The organism is Flaviramulus sp. BrNp1-15, assembly GCF_022259695.1.
Classification (GTDB): domain Bacteria; phylum Bacteroidota; class Bacteroidia; order Flavobacteriales; family Flavobacteriaceae; genus BrNp1-15.
Genome location: NZ_CP092099.1, coordinates 968,828 through 987,501, shown reverse-complemented (window position 1 = coordinate 987,501; position 18,674 = coordinate 968,828). Strand labels below are relative to the sequence as shown.

Sequence of the window (18,674 nt, the reverse complement as noted above, 5' to 3'; positions counted from 1 at the left end):
AAAAAAAAAAAAGATGAAAAAATTTAAATTAATATTATGTTCATTGTCAATCATAGGATTGATGTTAACTAGTTGTGACCCGAGTGTAGAGGCACCTGGTTCAAGTGATACTTCAGAAGTAACTTTTTTACCTTTAATTACATTAGAGGGAGGAGATGTTTTACTTGATTGTGATGCTAGCTCGTATTCAGATCCAGGCGCTACAGCATCTGCTGGAGGAGTAGAAATAGAGTTAGAAACACAAGTAAGTGGAACTTATTATGGTAGCTCTACAATAGATAGTCCTGATGTTTATTCTGTATCTTATAGTGCATTTAATGATGATGGCATACCTGCGACTGGATTTAGATATGTTACATGGCCTCCATGTACTGGAGATTTAGTAACAAGTATAGCTGGAACTTATACTTGTGCTATGACTAGAACTCCCGGTTATTCTACTACAGATATTGGTCCTATATACATTAAAGATATGGGAAATGGAGTTTATGCAATTTCAGACGCAATTGGAGGCTGGTATGAGCATGAATATGGTTATGGTCCTGCTTATGCAGCAACGGGTATGACAGTTACAGCTAATAATATTGCAACAAACGACTTTACATATACTGATGTTATTGGTGTAGGAGCTTTTGGTGGTTCATTAAATCTGACTTCATTTTCAGTAGATCCAGTAGCTAAAACTATTAGCTATGAAACAGAATGGAGTTTTGGTTACGTATGGGAAATTACTTTAACATTACAAGAGTAATTCTATTACTAATAAAAATTAACACATTGTCATAAAAAAAATAAAAGATGAAATATAAATCAATAATAAAAAAATTAAGCTTCCTATTTGTTAGCATAATATTTGTTACATCATTCATTTCATGTGATGAAGTCGAATCATTACCTGATGAGAGTGATATAGTTATTAGTGAAATTACAGGAACATGGGTTGTAGATATGATCTATGATGGAGATCCAGCTGGCACTAATACCATTAGTATTTACAATACTGCAGCTAATGATGCAAACTTAATGTGGTTAGATGATCAAGAGCACAGTTGGGGCTTGAAAGCTAAAGTTCCATTAAATCTTGAAGCCTTGACGTTTGGTGGTACAGATTTAGAAGAACTTTATTACGACGTAACAGTAACTATCACTGAAGGTCAAATTGTTAAAGGAGGTGCAACAACACCTAGTGGAGATGTTGTAGACAGCATTTCTTTTAAAGCAGAATTCTCTGATATTCCAGGTGAAATTTGGGAATATTCTGGATATAAAAGCACAGCTAAAATTGATGATTTACCTTAACGAGGCAGATCTATATAACTACAAAAAAACCACCTCAATTGAGGTGGTTTTTTTATACCATTACTTCTTGCAAGAAAAAACACAAATTTTTGGTAAAGCTATCATTGAAGTTACGAATACTGATGAAATGAATGACTAAGTGTTTATTCAAAAGAATTAAACGGTGAATTATTTAACGAATCGGATTCTTTATTAAATAAGAAATCAATTACTAAAACTTATCTACCTATTAATTAAGAAGCTAAAACGTAAAAAATTCCATCAACTCTCTGTTTTTGGTATTATTAATGTTTTATCATTCATTAAAAAAATATAAATTTCTTAGCCATATTCAAAATAATGTCTCAATTATTAATTTTACTGTAGTTAATTTCCTAATTTTTTCCTAAATTTTCTCTTTGGAAAATAAATTTTAACCTTTATTTATTGCTTTATTAACTTTTTATTGAGATTTTTGACGTAGACTAATTCAAATAATTATAAAATGAAAACAAAGTTTAGTGGAATTTTAACGCTATTACTAGCGTTTGTTGTGCAACTAACGTTTGCACAAGAAAAGACAATTTCAGGTACTATATCAGACGAATCTGGTTTACCGCTTCCTGGAGCAACTGTCTTAGTTAAAGGTACTTCATCAGGTACATCTTCAGATTTTGATGGTAAATATTCAATACAAGCAAGGCAAGGAGCTACACTTGTTTATAGTTTTGTTGGTTATGTAAATAAAGAAGTTACTGTTGGAGCATCTAATACAATCAATGTCACAATGCGAGAAGATATTTCAACCCTAGATGAGGTTGTAGTTGTTGCATATGGTACCCAAACAAAACAATCTATTGTAGGGTCAGTAGGTGTTGTTAGTAGTGAGGTTATTGAAACCCAGCAAGTAACATCTCCTCTTAGAGCTTTACAAGGAGCTGTACCAGGTGTAAATTTACTTACTGCTGGAGGACAACCCGGTAATAATCCTGAAATAAGAATTAGAGGTTTTTCTAGTATTAATGCTGATGCATCTCCTCTAATTATTTTAGATGGTGCACAGTTTAATGGTAACTTAAATGCAATCAGTCAAGATCAAATAGAATCTTTGACTGTTCTTAAGGATGCATCATCTACCTCTCTTTACGGTTCACGTGGTGCTAATGGAGTTATTTTAATTACAACAAAAAAAGGGAAACGAAATTCTGCCCCAAGAGTTACTGTAAGAACTCAAATAGGTCTATCTAATCCTACTGTTGGAGTACATGATTTATTGAGTACAGATGATCAATTTAGATTAACATGGGAAGCGCTTAGAAATTCAAATCAATATATATCTGGACAATCAGCTTCGGAAGCTGCAGAAAATGCATCTGCTGGTCTTGTTGACTTTTTTGGATATAATCCTTACAATGTAAATAGACCTGTTGATACTAATGGTAATTTAGTAACTAGCAATAAATTGTGGAACACAAATTGGGAAGAAGAAATCTTACGAAGAGATTATTTAAGAACCAACCATAATGTAAATCTCTCTGGAGGTGACGATAGAACAACATATTTTGTTTCTTTTGATTATTTAAATGAAGAAGGGCCTGTTGTACGTTCCAACTTTGAAAGAGTTTCAGCAAGAGCAAATGTTGAATCTCAAGTTAATGACTGGCTTAAAATAGGGTTTAATACTAGTTTTTCTCGATCTAACTCAGGAAACCCAGATCAAACCAGTGGTAGTACAACTCAAGTTATTTCTTGGATTTACGGAGTTTCTAGTGCATATCCTGTTTATTCAAGAGATGCCAGTGGAAATCTTCTATTTGATGTAGCAGGAGAACCATTTTACGATTTAGGTAATGGTGCTAATGCAGGACAGCCTGTAAACAGCGTTAGACCTGCTAGAGGAGGTGAAAACATTTTAGCAAACCTTTATTTGGGAAGAGAAAACAGAAGACGTACCAGTTATTTAGGTAATGCTTTTGCAGAGATTCAAATAGTTGATGGTCTTAAGTTTAGAACCAATTTTAGTTATGAAAATTATTTATTTGATTCTTATAGTTTCGATGATGATTTGTTAAGTTTTGCATCAAGTGTTGGTGGTCGAGTAGACCAAGATAGAGACATCACCTCTACATTAAATGCTATTCAATCATTAAACTTCAACAAAACCTATGGAAACCACGGCATTTCTGCAGATTTAATTACTGAAGCCTATACCTTCGAGTATGATAATTTAGGTGCTCAAGGAACAGGGTATTTACCAAATGTAACTGTTCTTGATGGTGCTACAGCCCCAGAATCAGTTACAGGGAATGTAGTATCTGAGAGAATTAATAGTTACTTAGGAAGGTTAGCTTATAATTTTAATCAAAAATATTTCATAGAAGGTTCATACAGACGTGATGGTTCAACTAGATTTAGTGAGGATACTCGCTGGGGTGACTTCTTTTCTGTTGGAGGTAGCTGGATATTATCTAATGAGTCTTTCTTAGAAAACAGTAATACATTAAACTATTTAAAATTAAGAGGTTCTTATGGTGAACTAGGAAATAATCGAATAAGATTTGCGGGTACGACAACACAAGATTATTTCCCTTACCAGTCAATTTTTAATTTAGGATGGAATAACGAAGGAAATACTGGTATTCTTTTAGCAGGTGTAGCTGATCCAAATATTAGTTGGGAGAAAACGGAATCTTTAAACGTTGGTATGGACTTTGAGTTATTTAATGGTATAGTTTCTGGTACTTTAGATTACTATGAAAAGGAATCTGTTGATTTAATTTATGAGAAGCCAATCCCTTCATCTACTGGTGTTGATAATATAATTACTAATATAGGTGCTGTAAAGAATTATGGATGGGAAGTATCATTAAATACTAGAAACGTTAGTACTGATAATTTTACATGGACAACTGGATTAAACTTTTCTTTAGATAAAAATGAAATTACTGAATTAACTCAAGATGAATTTATTAACGGTTCTAAACTTTGGAAAGTAGGTAATTCTATTTTTGATTGGTATATTCGTGATTGGGCAGGTGTAGATCCAGCTGATGGTTTTGGTATGTGGTATCAGGATGTTCTAGATACTGAAGGTGAAGTCATAGGAAGAACTACAACAAAAGCTTATGATGAAGCTACTCGTTACGAAATTGGAAAATCTTCCTTACCAGATATTATTGGTGGGTTTACAAGTTTTATGAAGTATAAACAATTTGATCTTAATGTATTAGTAAACTTTAGCTTTGGTGGTACTTTACTAGATACAGACTATTCTGGTCTTATTAATCAATTCCAAAATCCAGGAGTTGGGCACCATACAGATACTCAAAACAGATGGCAGCAACCGGGTGATATTTCAGATTACCCATTATTGTTAACAGGTAATAACAACCATGCATCTCGTTCTACGCGTTTCTTGTTTGATAATGATTACGTTCGTTTAAAGAGTTTAACTTTTGGTTACAACCTACCTAGCTCTATAACTGAAAAAATTGGTCTTTCTAGTTTCCGTTTATTCATTCAAGCAGATAATATTTTAACATGGCAATCACATAAAGGCATTGATCCAGAACAAGCATTCAACGGATTAACAAGCAATAGATCGCCACTTAGTAAGACTATTACAACTGGTGCAATTGTACAATTTTAAAAAAAAAGAAAATGAAAAATAATTTAATTAAAACCAAAATTTTGCTTCTGTTTATGGGTGTTATCCTTTTAAGCAGTTGTTCAAAAGAATTTCTAGAAGAACCAAAAAACACCAATGGTGTAACAGCTGATGTAGTATTCTCAGATAGATCTATAGTAGAATCTTACGTCACTGGAATTTTAAGAAACTTTAGAAGACAATATTCTACAGTAGATACAGGTGGCTTATATGCATTATATTTTGCAAGAAGTATTAAAGGAAATGATTTAATTCAATCGCCAAATTGGTACCGTTTTGATTATGGTCATGAAAACAGAGAGCCCGGTTACAGGCGTACTATTTTTAATTGGGACTATAATTATGATCAAATTAATCAATCTAATGTTTTAATCAAAGGTGTTCAGGAAAGTGATTTAGATGATGCTTCTAAAGCAGAGTTTATAGCTGTTGGTAAAGTTTTAAGAGCTTTTCATTATTTTCAATTAGCTTTAGAATTTGCTCCTAACTATAACAACAATCGATCTATAGCAAGATTACCTATATATACTGAACCAGCTACTGGTGCTTCAGAAGGTAATCCTCCTAGTCCACTAAGTGATGTATATGACTTGATTTTATCTGACCTTAAAGAAGCAATTCCTGTCTTAGGTGAGGATCGTTTAGGTAAAAGTTATATAAATAAAGCAGTGGCTAACGGTATTTTAGCTCGAGTACTTTCTGTTACTCAAGACGACTGGAGCGGTATGGCTGCAGCAGCAAAAGCTGCATATGGAGGTGGTTCTGCTGCATCCGCTGTTGTGTCTAGCAATTGGGGGGCTGGTTTTGATGATATGACAGATCAAGAATGGATATGGGCAATGTATCAAGATTCTAATGAAACAAACTTTTATTACGCTGCACCTCATGTAATGATTGATCATTTAGTTTTATCATACCAAGCTACTTATGTAAACAGAAATTTTGTTGAAAGATTTGCTGATACAGATGTTAGAAAGTTATTCTTTGACATTTATGGAGTTGCTGCAACTACACCTTACAGAGAATTCATTACTACTAAATTTGATTTTACATTTGAAGCAGATTTACCAATAATGAGAAAATCTGAAATGGTACTTCTTGAAGCTGAAGCTCAATACCATCAAGGAGCTACAGGTACTGCCCAAGATTTATTATTTGATCTTCAAAGTGCTAGAGATGCCAGTGCAGTTAAAACAACTAGTACTGGGCAAGCACTTCTTGATGAGATTTTGATTGAGAGACGTAAGGAACTTTATGCAGAGATAGGTGTAGAATGGTTTGACGCTAAGCGTTATAGTTTACCTATTAATAGAGATCCTGAACACCGTGTTGTAGTCAATGTACCGGCAGATAGTGAGCTTTTCTTTTTAAAGATTCCTCAAAAGGAAATTGATGCAAACCCAAATTTTGATGACAGTATTAATAACTAATAAGGTTATTCTTATTCGATAATAGGTACATACACTTTCATGTGTTACTACATGAAAGTGTATTACTAAATTAAAAACTGTTTATGAAAAAGAAATACATTATTCTTTCTTTAACTTTAATTTTTAGTTCTTTAGTCTTTGCTCAAACTGAGGGTGAACGTCAAAAAATAAGAGCTTCTTATGATATTGAGAAAATAGAAAACCTTATACAAACACTCAAGGAAAAAAATTTAGCTAAAGAAAAACGAATTTCTGCTTATTTAAATGCTAATTTTGGTGCCGAACGTAAAATTATAGTTGGGGGCAAAAATTATGTGATTTATGATATCCAAGATGGTAAACCTGTATATAGAACTACTACCAATATAAATAGTGCAAAGGGCACAAGAACCGATAAATTGCATAATGGAGGTAGTTTAAGCTTGAACCTTGAAGGACAAAACATGTCTATAGGAGTTTGGGATGAAGAAAGTGCATTAGGAACCCACGATGAGTTTGAAGACAATCAGGTAATACCACAATCACGTGTTGTGTATCCAGAATTTAATGGAGGTCCATTTATAGGCACGACTAGTGACCATGCAACCCACGTTGCTGGAACCCTTATTGCAAAAGGAGTTGATGCTGATGCAAAAGGTATGGCTCCACAAGCTTTATTAAGATCCTTTGATTGGAATAGTGATGATGTTGAAGCAGCTACTGAAGCTGCTAGTGGTTTACTTTTATCTAATCATTCTTATGGCATTCCTTTATCTAGTGTTAGTGCCGCTAATGTTGGTGCGTATGTTTCTGATGCCAGAGTTTGGGATCAAGTAGCATATGCAGCACCATATTACTTACCTGTTAAATCAGCTGGCAATAATGGTACCGATACTTATAGTGGCGGTATAGCTTCTGGCTATGATAAATTAACTGGAAACAAAACTGCTAAAAATGCACTTATTGTTGCCAATGCTAACCCGTTTTTATTGGCCAATGGTAATTTTATATTGAATATCAATCCTGGTAGTAGCCAAGGACCAACAGATGATTTTAGGGTAAAACCTGATATTGCTGGTGATGGTAGTAGCGTTTACTCATCTACTAATGCAAATAATTCTGATTACTCAACATTTAGTGGTACATCAATGGCTGCTCCAAATGTTTCTGGAACTTGTCTTCTTCTTCAGCAGTATTACAATCAGTTAAACTCAAATTATATGAGAGCTGCAACTTTAAAAGGTTTAATTTGTCATACCGCAGTAGATGATACAAGAACTGGACCGGATCCTATTTATGGGTGGGGTTTTTTAGACGCTGAAGCAGCTGCCAATATCATTCAAGATAATAATGCTGGTAATTCATTAATCAGAGAAGTAATTCTTAATGATGGTGACACTTATACCTATGAATTTTCAGCAGGCACGAGTAGTGAATTAAGAGCAACTATTTGTTGGACAGATCCTGCAGGAGCAACATCTTCCAGTCCAGGAAATATACTTTCACCTAGATTAGTTAATGATTTAGATTTAAGAATAGAAGATGCAAGTAGTACAATTTTTACTCCATGGAAATTAGATAACACTAATGTTGCTGCTGCTGCTATAAAAGGGGATAATAATGTAGATAATATTGAGCGAATTGATATTGCTAGTCCAGTGGGAGGTAATTATACCTTAACGGTAACGCATAAGGGTAGTTTAACCAATAGCTCACAAGCTTTTTCTATTATTATTACAGGTGCAAACCTCACATTAAGTTCAAAAAAGAATGCTTTTTCTACCTTAAAAGTTTGGCCAATTCCTGCATCAACTAAAATTAATATTCAGTATAAAACACTTCTTGAAACATCTAAATTAATGTTATACAATATTAACGGTAGTTTAGTTTTCAAAGATGATTTACCTATAAGTTTATCAGATAATTATACTATCAATACCTCGAAGTTATCAAAAGGTATTTATTTTTTAAATATCGCAAGTGGAAATTCAAAATATATCAAAAAAATTATTATTAAATAAATTAAACCTCTATAAATTATGAAAAAAATAGCAATTATATTAACCGTTATGTTTAGCATTGCTTTGTTCACTAACTGTGAGGAAAACGATGATACACCAGCAATTACAGGCATTGACTTTGTTGGGTTCGAATCTGATTTTCAGATTGGTGTTGACCCTACCGGAAATGCTTCACAAGAAGTTAAAGTAGCAATATCTCAGTCTTCAGGATCAGATAGAACATTTAACCTTTCAGTGAATACGGATTTGACGACAGCTGATGCTTCTGCTTATTCAATACCTTCATCTGTTACAATTCCTGCCAATAGTACGGTTGGTAGCTTTTTAGTTGACGTTGTTGGTTCTAACGTTAATCCTTCTGGAGCTGATGTTCTAGTTATTGAACTTTCTTCAGAGGCCGAAGGATTATTTAAAAGTGATCCTATTACGCTAAATCTCAAACAGGTATGTCCTTATGACGAAGTAATAATTTCATTTACTTTTGATGCTTATCCAGAAGAAGCTTATTGGCAGTTATATGACAGTAATGATGTTTTTTTAGAAGGAGATGGCTATGAAGGAAGTGATTGTTACGTAGAATTATCTACATCAGTTAAAACATTTTGCTTACCAAGTGGAGATTATCAATTCTTAATGGGAGACTGCTATGGAGATGGTGGTACTGGATATACAATAACATATGGTGATACTGTTTTATATTCGTCAGCTGGAGTTAGCGATTCAGGTGAAGTTATTACATTTTCATTACAATAACGAAAACTGAATTTTTAAAATTTCAGAGAATATATTTATAATTTAAAAAGAGACTGCTTATTCAGTCTCTTTTTTTATACCTTTAACCCAATGCAAAACCAAACACAAATATTCGGAATAAGAGCTATAATTGAAGCTGTAAATGCAGGTGAGACGATTGATAAAGTATTTCTACAAAAAGGACTACATGGTGACTTATTTAACGAATTAGAGTCTTTATTAAACAAGAAATCTATTAATAAGTCTTATGTCCCAGTTGAAAAATTAAACAGGCTTACAAAAGGTAATCATCAAGGTGCTGTTGCTCAAATATCTCCTATTGAATTTCATGATATTGAAAATTTAGTAATGAATGTAATGGAGTCTGGAAAAACACCTTTATTTTTATTGCTTGACCAATTAAGTGATGTAAGAAACTTTGGAGCTATAATTAGAACAGCTGAATGTACTGGTGTTGATGGAATCATTATTCAGAAAAAAGGCGGTGCTCCTGTAAATGGAGACACTATTAAAACAAGTGCTGGTGCTGTTTTTAAAGTGCCTATTTGTAAAGTCGATCATATAAAAGACGCTGTATTTTATATGCAGGCTTCTGGTATAAAAGTGATTGCTGCAACTGAAAAAACTGACAATACAATTTATGATGTTTCATTCACTGAGCCTTGTGCTATTATTATGGGTTCAGAAGGAAGAGGAATTAACCCATCTATTTTAAAAGTTGTTGATGCCAAAGCAAAACTACCTTTACTTGGAGAAATTGAATCTTTGAATGTCTCGGTTGCTTGTGGAGCCTTTTTATATGAAGTTGTAAGACAACGTCGTTAATCTTTTTTACTTTCTTTGTAAGAATAGTTAATAACTTGATTTTCATCATTAACTTCTGGTTCTATAGATTCTATAAAATTTCCATCTTCATCAAAGTATTTTAAAAAAGGATCGTCATCTTCATTATAATGCTCTTGTTGCCATTCGTACTTTTTGGGTTTTGCAATAGCTTTTCTAAAATAAAATGCAAATAACAATCCTGTTATCAGCCCAGACATATGTCCTTCCCAAGAAATACCTTCTTTAATTGGTAAAGTATACCATATCATACTTCCGTATAGAAAAACAACTAAAAGAGATAATGCAATAAGTCTGTAATGTTTAGCAAATACGCCTTTAAAAAAAGTAAAACTAACAAGTACATAAATTAAACCGCTGGCACCAATATGAAAAGAGGGTCTACCAATACACCAAGTTAAAAAACCTGAAAAAAGAATGCCATATAAAATAACTTTCCATGCGATGGCACGATAGAAATAAAACAAGGCCATAGACAACACAAACAACGGAATTGTGTTATGATATATATGCTGAATATCACCATGAATAAAAGGGCTTAATAAAATACCTCTTAAACCTTTAAGAGTTTGTGGGTATACACCATACTTACTAAAATTATAACCAAAACGTACTTCAAACCAAAACACTAACCAAATAGTTAGCACAAAAAATACAGGGTAGGCTACTACCCTTGTTGAAAATTTAAAGTGTTCGTTCTTACTCATAAATTTAAAGATAGCAAATAACTTACCAAAACTCAACTACATGCTATAATGACATTTTAATTTTAAAAAATATTTTGAAATATTCTAGATAAGATTCCTGCCTTCGCAGGAATTCTTTTAATTTTACATTTATGAACGCGAATGAACCATTAGCAGAACGATTAAGACCTAAAGTTTTAGAAGACTATGTGAGCCAAAAGCATTTGGTTGGAAAAAATGGAGTTTTAACACAGCATATAAAGCAGGGTTTGATTCCATCTATGATTTTTTGGGGGCCTCCAGGTACAGGTAAAACCACACTTGCTAATATTATTGCAACTGAATCTGGTAGACCTTTTTATACTTTAAGTGCCATAAATTCTGGTGTTAAAGATATTAGAGATGTTATTGAAAAGGCGAAACAAAGTGGCGGATTATTCACTACAAAAAACCCTATTTTGTTTATTGATGAGATTCATAGATTTAGTAAATCTCAACAAGACTCCTTACTACAAGCGGTTGAAAAAGGTTGGATTACTTTAATAGGTGCTACTACTGAAAATCCAAGTTTTGAGGTAATTTCGGCTTTATTATCACGTTGTCAGGTTTATATTTTGAATGCTTTTGATAAAGCTGATTTGGAAACCCTATTAAATCGAGCAATTGAACATGATGAATTAATGTCTAAAAAAATTATCACACTTAAAGAAACTAGTGCTTTATTAAAACTTTCTGGAGGTGATGCTAGAAAATTACTCAATATATTTGAGCTTATTGTAAATTCTTTTGATGCTGAAACTATTGAAATTACTGACAAATTAGTTTTACAAAAAGTTCAGAATAACACGGTGCGTTACGATAAAACCGGAGAACAGCATTACGACATCATTTCGGCATTTATAAAGTCTATTCGTGGTAGTGACCCCAATGGAGCTGTATATTGGCTAGCGCGAATGATTGAAGGTGGCGAAGATGTAAAATTTATAGCCAGACGAATGCTTATTTCTGCAAGTGAAGATATAGGTAATGCAAACCCAACAGCATTAGTTATTGCTAATAATACGTTTCAAGCAGTTGCAACTATTGGGTACCCAGAATCTAGAATTATTTTAAGTCAGTGTGCTACTTATTTGGCGTGTTCGCCAAAAAGTAATGCATCTTATAAAGCAATTGGTATTGCACAACAATTGGTAAAAGAAACTGGTGATTTATCTGTTCCTTTAGAAATTAGAAATGCGCCCACAAAACTTATGAAAGAGTTAGGTTATGGTGATAATTACAAGTATGCACATAATTACGAAGGCAATTTTGCCAATCAGGAATTTTTACCTGACGATATTAAAAACACCAAACTCTATGACCCTGGAAACAATGCAAGAGAAAATGCACATCGCGAGTTTTTAAAACAACGTTGGAAAGATAAGTATGGTTATTAAGTTTTGAGTTAAATTAAAACTTAATGTTTAACTCCTCTTGCTTTAAAACACTACCAATATAATATTCTATAACCCAATTATTATCTTTTTGGTAGATAATAGCACTTTCATTTTCAACTAAAAACACATCTTTTAAATTTGTGTTTTTAATTCTATATACCACTTTTGGAGAACTATCCACCAACTGGAATCCGTTTTGAATTTCCTGAGCATATAATACATTAGAGAATCCTTCTATAACAGTTTCTTTTTTTGGTTTTTCTTGTTTAAATGCTATTTGTTCTGGTTTTACAACTGGTGTCTTTACAGCAGTTTTCTCAACTGCAACAACTTTAGTTTCCTTATCTTTTTTAAGTTGCTCTATTTCTTGTTTTAATTGTTTTATTTCTTGAGTAACTTCTTTTTTTGCTTCAGTTTCTGGAAACGCTAAAGCTGTTATTTTTTCATTTGGTTCATACTTATAATTTACAACTTCAAAAGATTTAAAAGCATCTCTTAAGGCTAAATTATAGGCTGTTTTAAATTCTTTGTCTCTACTTTCTCCAACATCTGAAGTAAAAACTAATTTACCATTACAATCTTTAAGTTCTACCTTTAATTTTGTTTTAAACATTCCAGAATCTTTTAAGACATCAGATTCTAAAGCTAAACATCTGTTTCTACTTAAGTCTTCTGGATAGTTTGAACCTTCCATAACTGCTTCAAAACCATATTTATTGAATAAAAATTGTGTTAAGGAATTTAATTGATATTGGTCTTTTTCCTTTAAAAAATCAAATTTATTTGGTACAATTATATATTTATAATTATTTAAACTCGATTGAGAAAATACAGATGATACAACAAAACATGTAATTAGTATTGAAAAAAACTTAGTCTTCATTTTTATTAAATATATAGTTAAACCCTAATTGTAAAGATACACTTTGTGCGTTATAAATGTTTTTATATTGTAAAAAATTATCAGCCATTACATAGAAATTCATGTTTCCTAAGTGCGCAGATAAACCCAATCCTATATTATTAAACGAGTACGAATCTAAGGTGTATGTAGCCTTTGCCCTTAACCCTTTAAACAATCTTCTGTAATAATATGTGGTTAAAGCTACTTGTGGTTGCTTTGGTCTGCTCATTGCAAATAATTGTACTCCTACCTCATTTAAATATCCTACATCTTCTTTAATACAATTGCATTCCTTCTCTTTTTTTTCTCCAAAAGCATAATTTAAAGAAGCATTAAGTTTTACAGGTCGCCATGTTGTATATTTAGTTGAGGTCTCTTCAACTTCAAATAATTCTTCGAAATCGTCTTCTATGTCATCCCAATATTCATTGGCTGTTTGACTGCTTCCTGTTTCTGGAAAAATGGGATTAATCCCTTCAAAAATAAAGTTTCCGTTTACAGAATAATTTTCAACATCTTTATTATGAGTAATAAAACCAACATCTAATAAACTAGCATCTAAAGTCCATTGTTTGTTTATCTGGTGTGTAAAACCAACATCAAAACCCAATCCTAAATTGCCACCAAACAATATACGACTGGTTAAATCTCTTACTTCAAAATCTGAATCATCTTCAGTTAAACTAACAATTCCAGAAGTACGTAGTTGTAAATCTAAATCAAAAATATGTTTGTAAAAATTGTTATCTCCAGGAACGGTTACAAATCTTCCTTTGTTTTTTGTAGAGTTTGCATTCAAAATACTTGAATATATTTTCCCTCTAAAGCCAAACGTAAATTTATTATTTACTTTTTTATTATAACCCACATGAAAAACAGAAATTAATTCTGCTGAGGCGCTTAAATGACTTAAATTAAAAACTCTGTTTATATTATTTTGATTTCCTTCTAAAGCTAAAACTGCATAATCTTTGGGGAAATAGTTGATAAAATCTAATTCCTGATATAACCCAAAGCTTAAATATTCATTCTTCTCATAAGTTTTTCCGAAAGCGAACCCTCCTGAAAAAATTTCCATTTGCTGATTAAAACTTATAAAATCTTTAGAACTCATACCATACACAGCATTCTGGAGTTTGGTATTAAAATCTATACCATCATCTGCAAAAATCTCGTAAAGCGTAACTCCTGATGAACCTCCATTTACATGAATATGCGATAATAATGGTACACCAAAATGCCAATCGCTATTAACTTTTCCTCCGGGATTTAGTAAAAGAGATTGTGGTATTTCTGAAAAACCATATAATATTTGCTTGTTTTGAGAAAACGAAACACAAGACAAAATAAATATAATTATTGTGCTTATGTTTTTCATATAGAATCTCCTATTTTAAGATAGAAAGCCGCTAAAGATTTCAATTGAATTCTACCTATTGTATTTTGATCTATTGGTTGGCCTGGAAGTAGCCTAAGTGTAAAAACTAATATGTTGGTTCGTTTTAAAGCTTCAAGGGTATTATCTTCAAAAGTTTCTGTATGGCTTGTAAACACCTCTTCATTGTTGACAGAGGCTTCTTGTGCAATAGTAAAAGTATGTTGTATTTGGCCTCCTTCAAATAAACCTACTTGTAATTCAAAAGCTCTGTCTATTGTATTAATAGTTTCAAATACAAATTCTGCTTTTACTAAATTATCATCTATAAATTCATCATTAAAAAAATCTATAATTACAAAATCTTGAATAACGGTAATTTCATTTCCATTATCAAGAAACGTATTGGCTGGCTCATCAAAAAAAATAAGGCTAGATTCTACAACAGGTGTAACTTCAAAATCTTTAGCTTGATCAAAATCGATATCTTCTACACAAGAAGAGATAAAAATTAAACAGCAAATTGTAAAACAAATCTTTTTAACTTTTTCTATAACCATAGATTTTAAAAACGATTTTTTATTCAAACTATTTTATTACAGATAGTTCTTTAGGCTAATTAAATTATTAACCTGCTTAATATTAGCATTTATTGCCATATTATTTACATCAAAAAAAATAACATCCATCCCAATGTTTTGTGCACCTAATATATCAGCTTCATAACTATCTCCTATCATAATACTTTTGTTAACTTCGGTTTTAGCTAATTCTAGAGCAAAATTAAATATTTTAGGATTTGGCTTCTTAACACCTACCATTTCGGAATTTGTTACAGTTTTAAAATATTGATGAATGTTAGATTTAGTTAACTTTTTATGCTGTACCTCATCAAAACCATTGGTTATAATATGGAGCTTATAATTCAGGCTTAAATAATCTAAAATCTCAAAGGTGTTTTTAAATAGGTGGTTAAATGATGTTAAATGTGTGATATAATCTTCTGATAATTTATAAATAAGCTCTTTTTCAACTTTTAAATCTATAGCCAAAAAAGCATCATTTAACCTGCTAAAACGTAATGCTTCTTTTTCAATTTTTTCTTCTCTGTAAAGTTTCCAATATTTAAGATTTATTGGCTCGTAGTGTAATAAAAAATCATTAATACTAACATTTACATTATTAATATTGAATATTTTTTCAAATGTTAATGCTGAATTTTTATCAAAATCCCAAAGGGTATGATCTAAATCGAAAAACACATCTGTTATTCCTTTAAGCTTCATGTGTTGAATCTAAAATTAAATTAAACAATTCTTTATATCCGCTCCATTTAACATCATTACTAAAAGTATAATTATGAAATACAGAAACAAATTCACCATTAACTTTTTTCACTTCATTAATAAGTTCATTTAAAACCTTCTTTTTATCTAATAAAGATTGGTTTTTTAATAATGAATAGTCCATTACGTGGTATGGGTTTATTAGTAATGGGGTTTGCACTTCATAATCTAGATCGTAAAATAAAAATGGCGTACAAGAGCCTGCTCTAAAACCTATATGGTTTACATAACCCATTGTATAATCTTCTTGTATTTCCAATTCTATCAAGTTTCTGTAAGATTCTGGCAAATTAAGTTTAGAAAAAGATTGTCTTGAAGCTTTTAAACTTGTATTTAAAATTTCTTCCATTCTTAACTTTTCCTTTTTTAAAATTGATATATCATCTAATGCAAAAAAAGAAGCTTTTAAACCTACATTACAGTAATCTGCTACATGTTTAATAAGTGACACGAACTTCTTTTTGTTAGGGTTTATACTTTTGTCATAAGTAGAATAATCGCCTATTAAAAAAAAGAATATAAACTTAAAACTAACATGCTTTTGCCTGTTTATAATATACTTAAAGGTATCAAAGGGATCGTGCATGAAACCAAGTATTACCATAAACCTGTGATATAAACTTCTAAATTTAAAGCTAAAAAGGTCTTTAATTGTACCTCCTAAAGTTCTTATAATACCTTTTAGCTTGTAGTTGTAAGCTGTTGGCACATCAATTATAGGTTTTATGCTATAAGTTCTAACTGGAAATTTAAATTCAGGGAACTGTCTTTGCAAAGCGTCTTTAAATTTGTATGCCCAAATATCTACAACAGGTTGACGTAAAAACCCTTCTTTGTAAGCTAAACTCTCTGTAGCAGTAAATCGTCCATAAGAATCTTTTACGTGTGGCAAATACTCTTCATATCGTGCTAGCAAATAAAAAGATGCCGAAAAAATATCAAAAGGAATAGCACTTTTATCACCGTTAAAAAAGAAACACTTCGTATCCTCCCAATTTTGAATATTAATCTCCACATCATTAAGTCCTTGTTCAAATAATATTTCATGACTTTTTATAAAAAACTCGTTACCAAGTTGTTGTTTGGTGTACGACATTTTTAAACTATCATGCGCGATAAATTCTTCTATTTTGGTTGTAAATCTTACCTCTAAACCCAAAATGCGAGTACATATATGTTTAAAAACATATTTTAAGCGTGGTGATATTTTATGTGTGTAAACTAAAAGCATTATAGTAAGGTTTCATCTGCAAAACTAAAGTATGCTTTTTCTGTTATAATCAAGTGATCAAGTACTTTTATATCTAAACTTTGTGCCGCTGTTTTTAATTTATTTGTAATCTGTTTATCGGCTTCACTTGGTTTTAATGTTCCCGAAGGATGATTATGGGCTAGTATTAAACCTGTCGCACCAACCTCAAGGGCATTTTTTAATACCAATCGCACATCTACTAAAGTGCCTGTTATACCTCCTTTACTTAATTGATTTTTTTGAATGACTTTATTGGAATTATTTAAGTAAATTATCCAGAATTCTTCATGCTCTAGTTCACCAATAATGGGTTGCATGAGTTCAAAAACTGATTTACTGGATGTTATTTTCTTCTTTTCTAAAGCTTCTTCTCCTCGCCTTCTCCTTCCTAATTCTAAAGCTGCTGCAATAGTAATAGCTTTTGCTTCACCAATACCCTTAAACTCCATGAGTTGTTTAATAGATAACTTTCCTAATTCACTTAAATTATTATCTACACTTGCTAAAATACGTTTGCATAGTGCCACAGCACTTTCATCTCTATTTCCCGAACCTATTAAAATAGCTACTAATTCGGCATCACTTAAAGCCGCTTTTCCTTTATAAAGTAATTTTTCGCGAGGTTGATCGTCTTGACTCCAGTTTTTTATTGAAAACGAAGGTGTTTTTTCTGTCATGCACTAAAGATAAATATTGTAAATTAGAGAAGCAATAAAAACCAAAATTATGAAATGAGCCAAAACAATTAAGTTGATATCAACTAAAATGATTATTGGCGAATTGCATTTAATAAATATAAACTTATGAAACCACTAAAAAAAGAAGATATAAGTCAAGAAGTATTTGATTTGTATGACTATTACGCCCACAATAAAATTGACAGACGCCAATTTGTAGAGAAATTATCAATATATGCTGTTGGTGGAATTACTGTTTCATCTTTACTAAGTTTTATCTCCCCAGATTACATAAAGACTCTGATGGTAAAACCAGATGATGAACGCCTAAAATCTGAATATATAAATTATGAATCACCCAAAGGTGGAGGTACTATAAAAGGATTATTATCAATGCCTGATAAAACTACCACTAAATTACCCGGAATAATTGTTGTACATGAAAACCGTGGACTAAACCCATATATTGAAGATGTTGGAAGACGTGCAGCCCTTGAGGGTTTCATTTCTTTAGCACCAGATGCATTATCACCTTTAGGTGGCTATCCTGGAAACGATGATGATGGCAGAGCATTACAACGTCAGCGAGATAGAAACGAGATGCTTGAAGATTTTATTGCTGCGTTTGAGTATTTAAGTACTCATGAAAATTGTAACGGTAATATTGGAGTTGTTGGTTTTTGTTTTGGTGGTTGGATATCTAACATGATGGCTGTAAGAGTACCATATTTAAAAGCTGCAGTACCGTTTTATGGTGGGCAACCATCTGCTGAAGATGCTGCAAAAATAAAAGCACCATTACTACTACAATTTGCAGAATTAGATACACGTGTTAATGCCGGTTGGCCAGATTATGAAAAGGCTCTTAAGGCAAATAATGTAGAATATACGGCTCACTTTTACGAAGGCGTCAATCATGGATTTCATAATAATACAACACCTAGATATGACGAAAAAGCAGCTACTTTAGCTTGGGAAAGAACTATAGCTTTTTTTAAAGAAAAGTTGAAATAGTTAATTACAAAAA

At 31.9% G+C, this 18,674-nt stretch carries 16 protein-coding genes; 9 read left to right on the top strand and 7 right to left on the bottom strand.

Annotated features, from left to right (window positions below; all coding sequences use genetic code 11):
• The first annotated feature begins 13 nt into the window (after positions 1–13).
• The 7 genes from MBM09_RS04375 (at position 14) to rlmB (ending at position 9,953) form a co-directional block, all read left to right on the top strand.
• Entirely contained in the window at positions 14–751 is a 738-nt protein-coding gene (locus tag MBM09_RS04375) for a BT_2262 family domain-containing protein (protein WP_238675641.1), read from the top strand.
• Between the two features lie 47 nt (positions 752–798).
• A complete protein-coding gene (locus MBM09_RS04370) occupies positions 799–1,299 on the top strand; it encodes a lipid-binding protein (RefSeq protein ID WP_238675640.1) in 501 nt (166 codons plus the stop codon).
• Between the two features lie 484 nt (positions 1,300–1,783).
• Positions 1,784–4,927, top strand: a complete 3,144-nt coding sequence (locus tag MBM09_RS04365; protein WP_238675639.1) for a TonB-dependent receptor — start codon at positions 1,784–1,786, stop codon at positions 4,925–4,927.
• Positions 4,928–4,938: 11 nt separating this feature from the next.
• The gene (locus MBM09_RS04360; protein WP_238675638.1) at positions 4,939–6,375 is read left to right on the top strand and encodes a RagB/SusD family nutrient uptake outer membrane protein; all 1,437 of its coding nucleotides are present in this window, start codon (positions 4,939–4,941) and stop codon (positions 6,373–6,375) included.
• An 83-nt stretch (positions 6,376–6,458) separates the two neighbouring features.
• Positions 6,459–8,375 (top strand): S8 family serine peptidase, encoded by a 1,917-nt coding sequence (locus MBM09_RS04355; RefSeq protein ID WP_238675637.1) that lies wholly within the window; start codon positions 6,459–6,461, stop codon positions 8,373–8,375.
• A gap of 18 nt (positions 8,376–8,393) precedes the next feature.
• Positions 8,394–9,128, top strand: coding sequence for a hypothetical protein (locus MBM09_RS04350; RefSeq protein WP_238675636.1), 735 nt, complete (start codon positions 8,394–8,396; stop codon positions 9,126–9,128).
• Positions 9,129–9,218: 90 nt separating this feature from the next.
• Positions 9,219–9,953 carry a 23S rRNA (guanosine(2251)-2'-O)-methyltransferase RlmB gene (gene rlmB / locus MBM09_RS04345; RefSeq protein WP_238675635.1) on the top strand — a complete coding sequence of 245 codons (735 nt, stop codon included), beginning with the start codon at positions 9,219–9,221 and terminating at the stop codon, positions 9,951–9,953.
• Here rlmB and MBM09_RS04340 read toward each other — a convergent pair.
• Entirely contained in the window at positions 9,950–10,678 is a 729-nt protein-coding gene (locus MBM09_RS04340) for a rhomboid family intramembrane serine protease (RefSeq protein WP_238675634.1), read from the bottom strand. The two genes, rlmB and MBM09_RS04340, sit on opposite strands and share 4 nt — an antisense overlap.
• 131 nt (positions 10,679–10,809) lie before the next feature.
• Between MBM09_RS04340 and MBM09_RS04335 the strand changes: the two genes are divergently transcribed.
• The gene (locus MBM09_RS04335; protein ID WP_238675633.1) at positions 10,810–12,093 is read left to right on the top strand and encodes a replication-associated recombination protein A; all 1,284 of its coding nucleotides are present in this window, start codon (positions 10,810–10,812) and stop codon (positions 12,091–12,093) included.
• 13 nt (positions 12,094–12,106) lie between these two features.
• On the opposite strand, the gene MBM09_RS04330 is transcribed toward MBM09_RS04335, so the two are convergent.
• From MBM09_RS04330 to radC, 6 genes are read right to left on the bottom strand one after another with little or no spacing between them, the layout of a single operon-like run.
• The gene (locus MBM09_RS04330) at positions 12,107–12,976 is read right to left on the bottom strand and encodes a hypothetical protein (protein WP_238675632.1); all 870 of its coding nucleotides are present in this window, start codon (positions 12,974–12,976) and stop codon (positions 12,107–12,109) included.
• Positions 12,966–14,375, bottom strand: coding sequence for a DUF5723 family protein (locus MBM09_RS04325; protein WP_238675631.1), 1,410 nt, complete (start codon positions 14,373–14,375; stop codon positions 12,966–12,968). Before MBM09_RS04325 ends, MBM09_RS04330 begins: the two co-directional genes overlap by 11 nt.
• Positions 14,372–14,932, bottom strand: a complete 561-nt coding sequence (locus MBM09_RS04320) for a hypothetical protein (protein ID WP_238675630.1) — start codon at positions 14,930–14,932, stop codon at positions 14,372–14,374. The genes MBM09_RS04325 and MBM09_RS04320 overlap by 4 nt, the downstream gene beginning before the upstream one ends.
• 36 nt (positions 14,933–14,968) lie before the next feature.
• A complete protein-coding gene (locus MBM09_RS04315) occupies positions 14,969–15,658 on the bottom strand; it encodes a YjjG family noncanonical pyrimidine nucleotidase (protein ID WP_238675629.1) in 690 nt (229 codons plus the stop codon).
• Positions 15,648–16,949, bottom strand: a complete 1,302-nt coding sequence (locus MBM09_RS04310; protein WP_238675628.1) for a polysaccharide deacetylase family protein — start codon at positions 16,947–16,949, stop codon at positions 15,648–15,650. Before MBM09_RS04310 ends, MBM09_RS04315 begins: the two co-directional genes overlap by 11 nt.
• Entirely contained in the window at positions 16,949–17,647 is a 699-nt protein-coding gene (gene radC, locus MBM09_RS04305; RefSeq protein ID WP_238675627.1) for a DNA repair protein RadC, read from the bottom strand. The genes MBM09_RS04310 and radC overlap by 1 nt, the downstream gene beginning before the upstream one ends.
• 126 nt (positions 17,648–17,773) lie before the next feature.
• Between radC and MBM09_RS04300 the strand changes: the two genes are divergently transcribed.
• Positions 17,774–18,661 (top strand): dienelactone hydrolase family protein, encoded by an 888-nt coding sequence (locus MBM09_RS04300; protein ID WP_238675626.1) that lies wholly within the window; start codon positions 17,774–17,776, stop codon positions 18,659–18,661.
• The last annotated feature ends 13 nt before the right edge of the window (positions 18,662–18,674 follow it).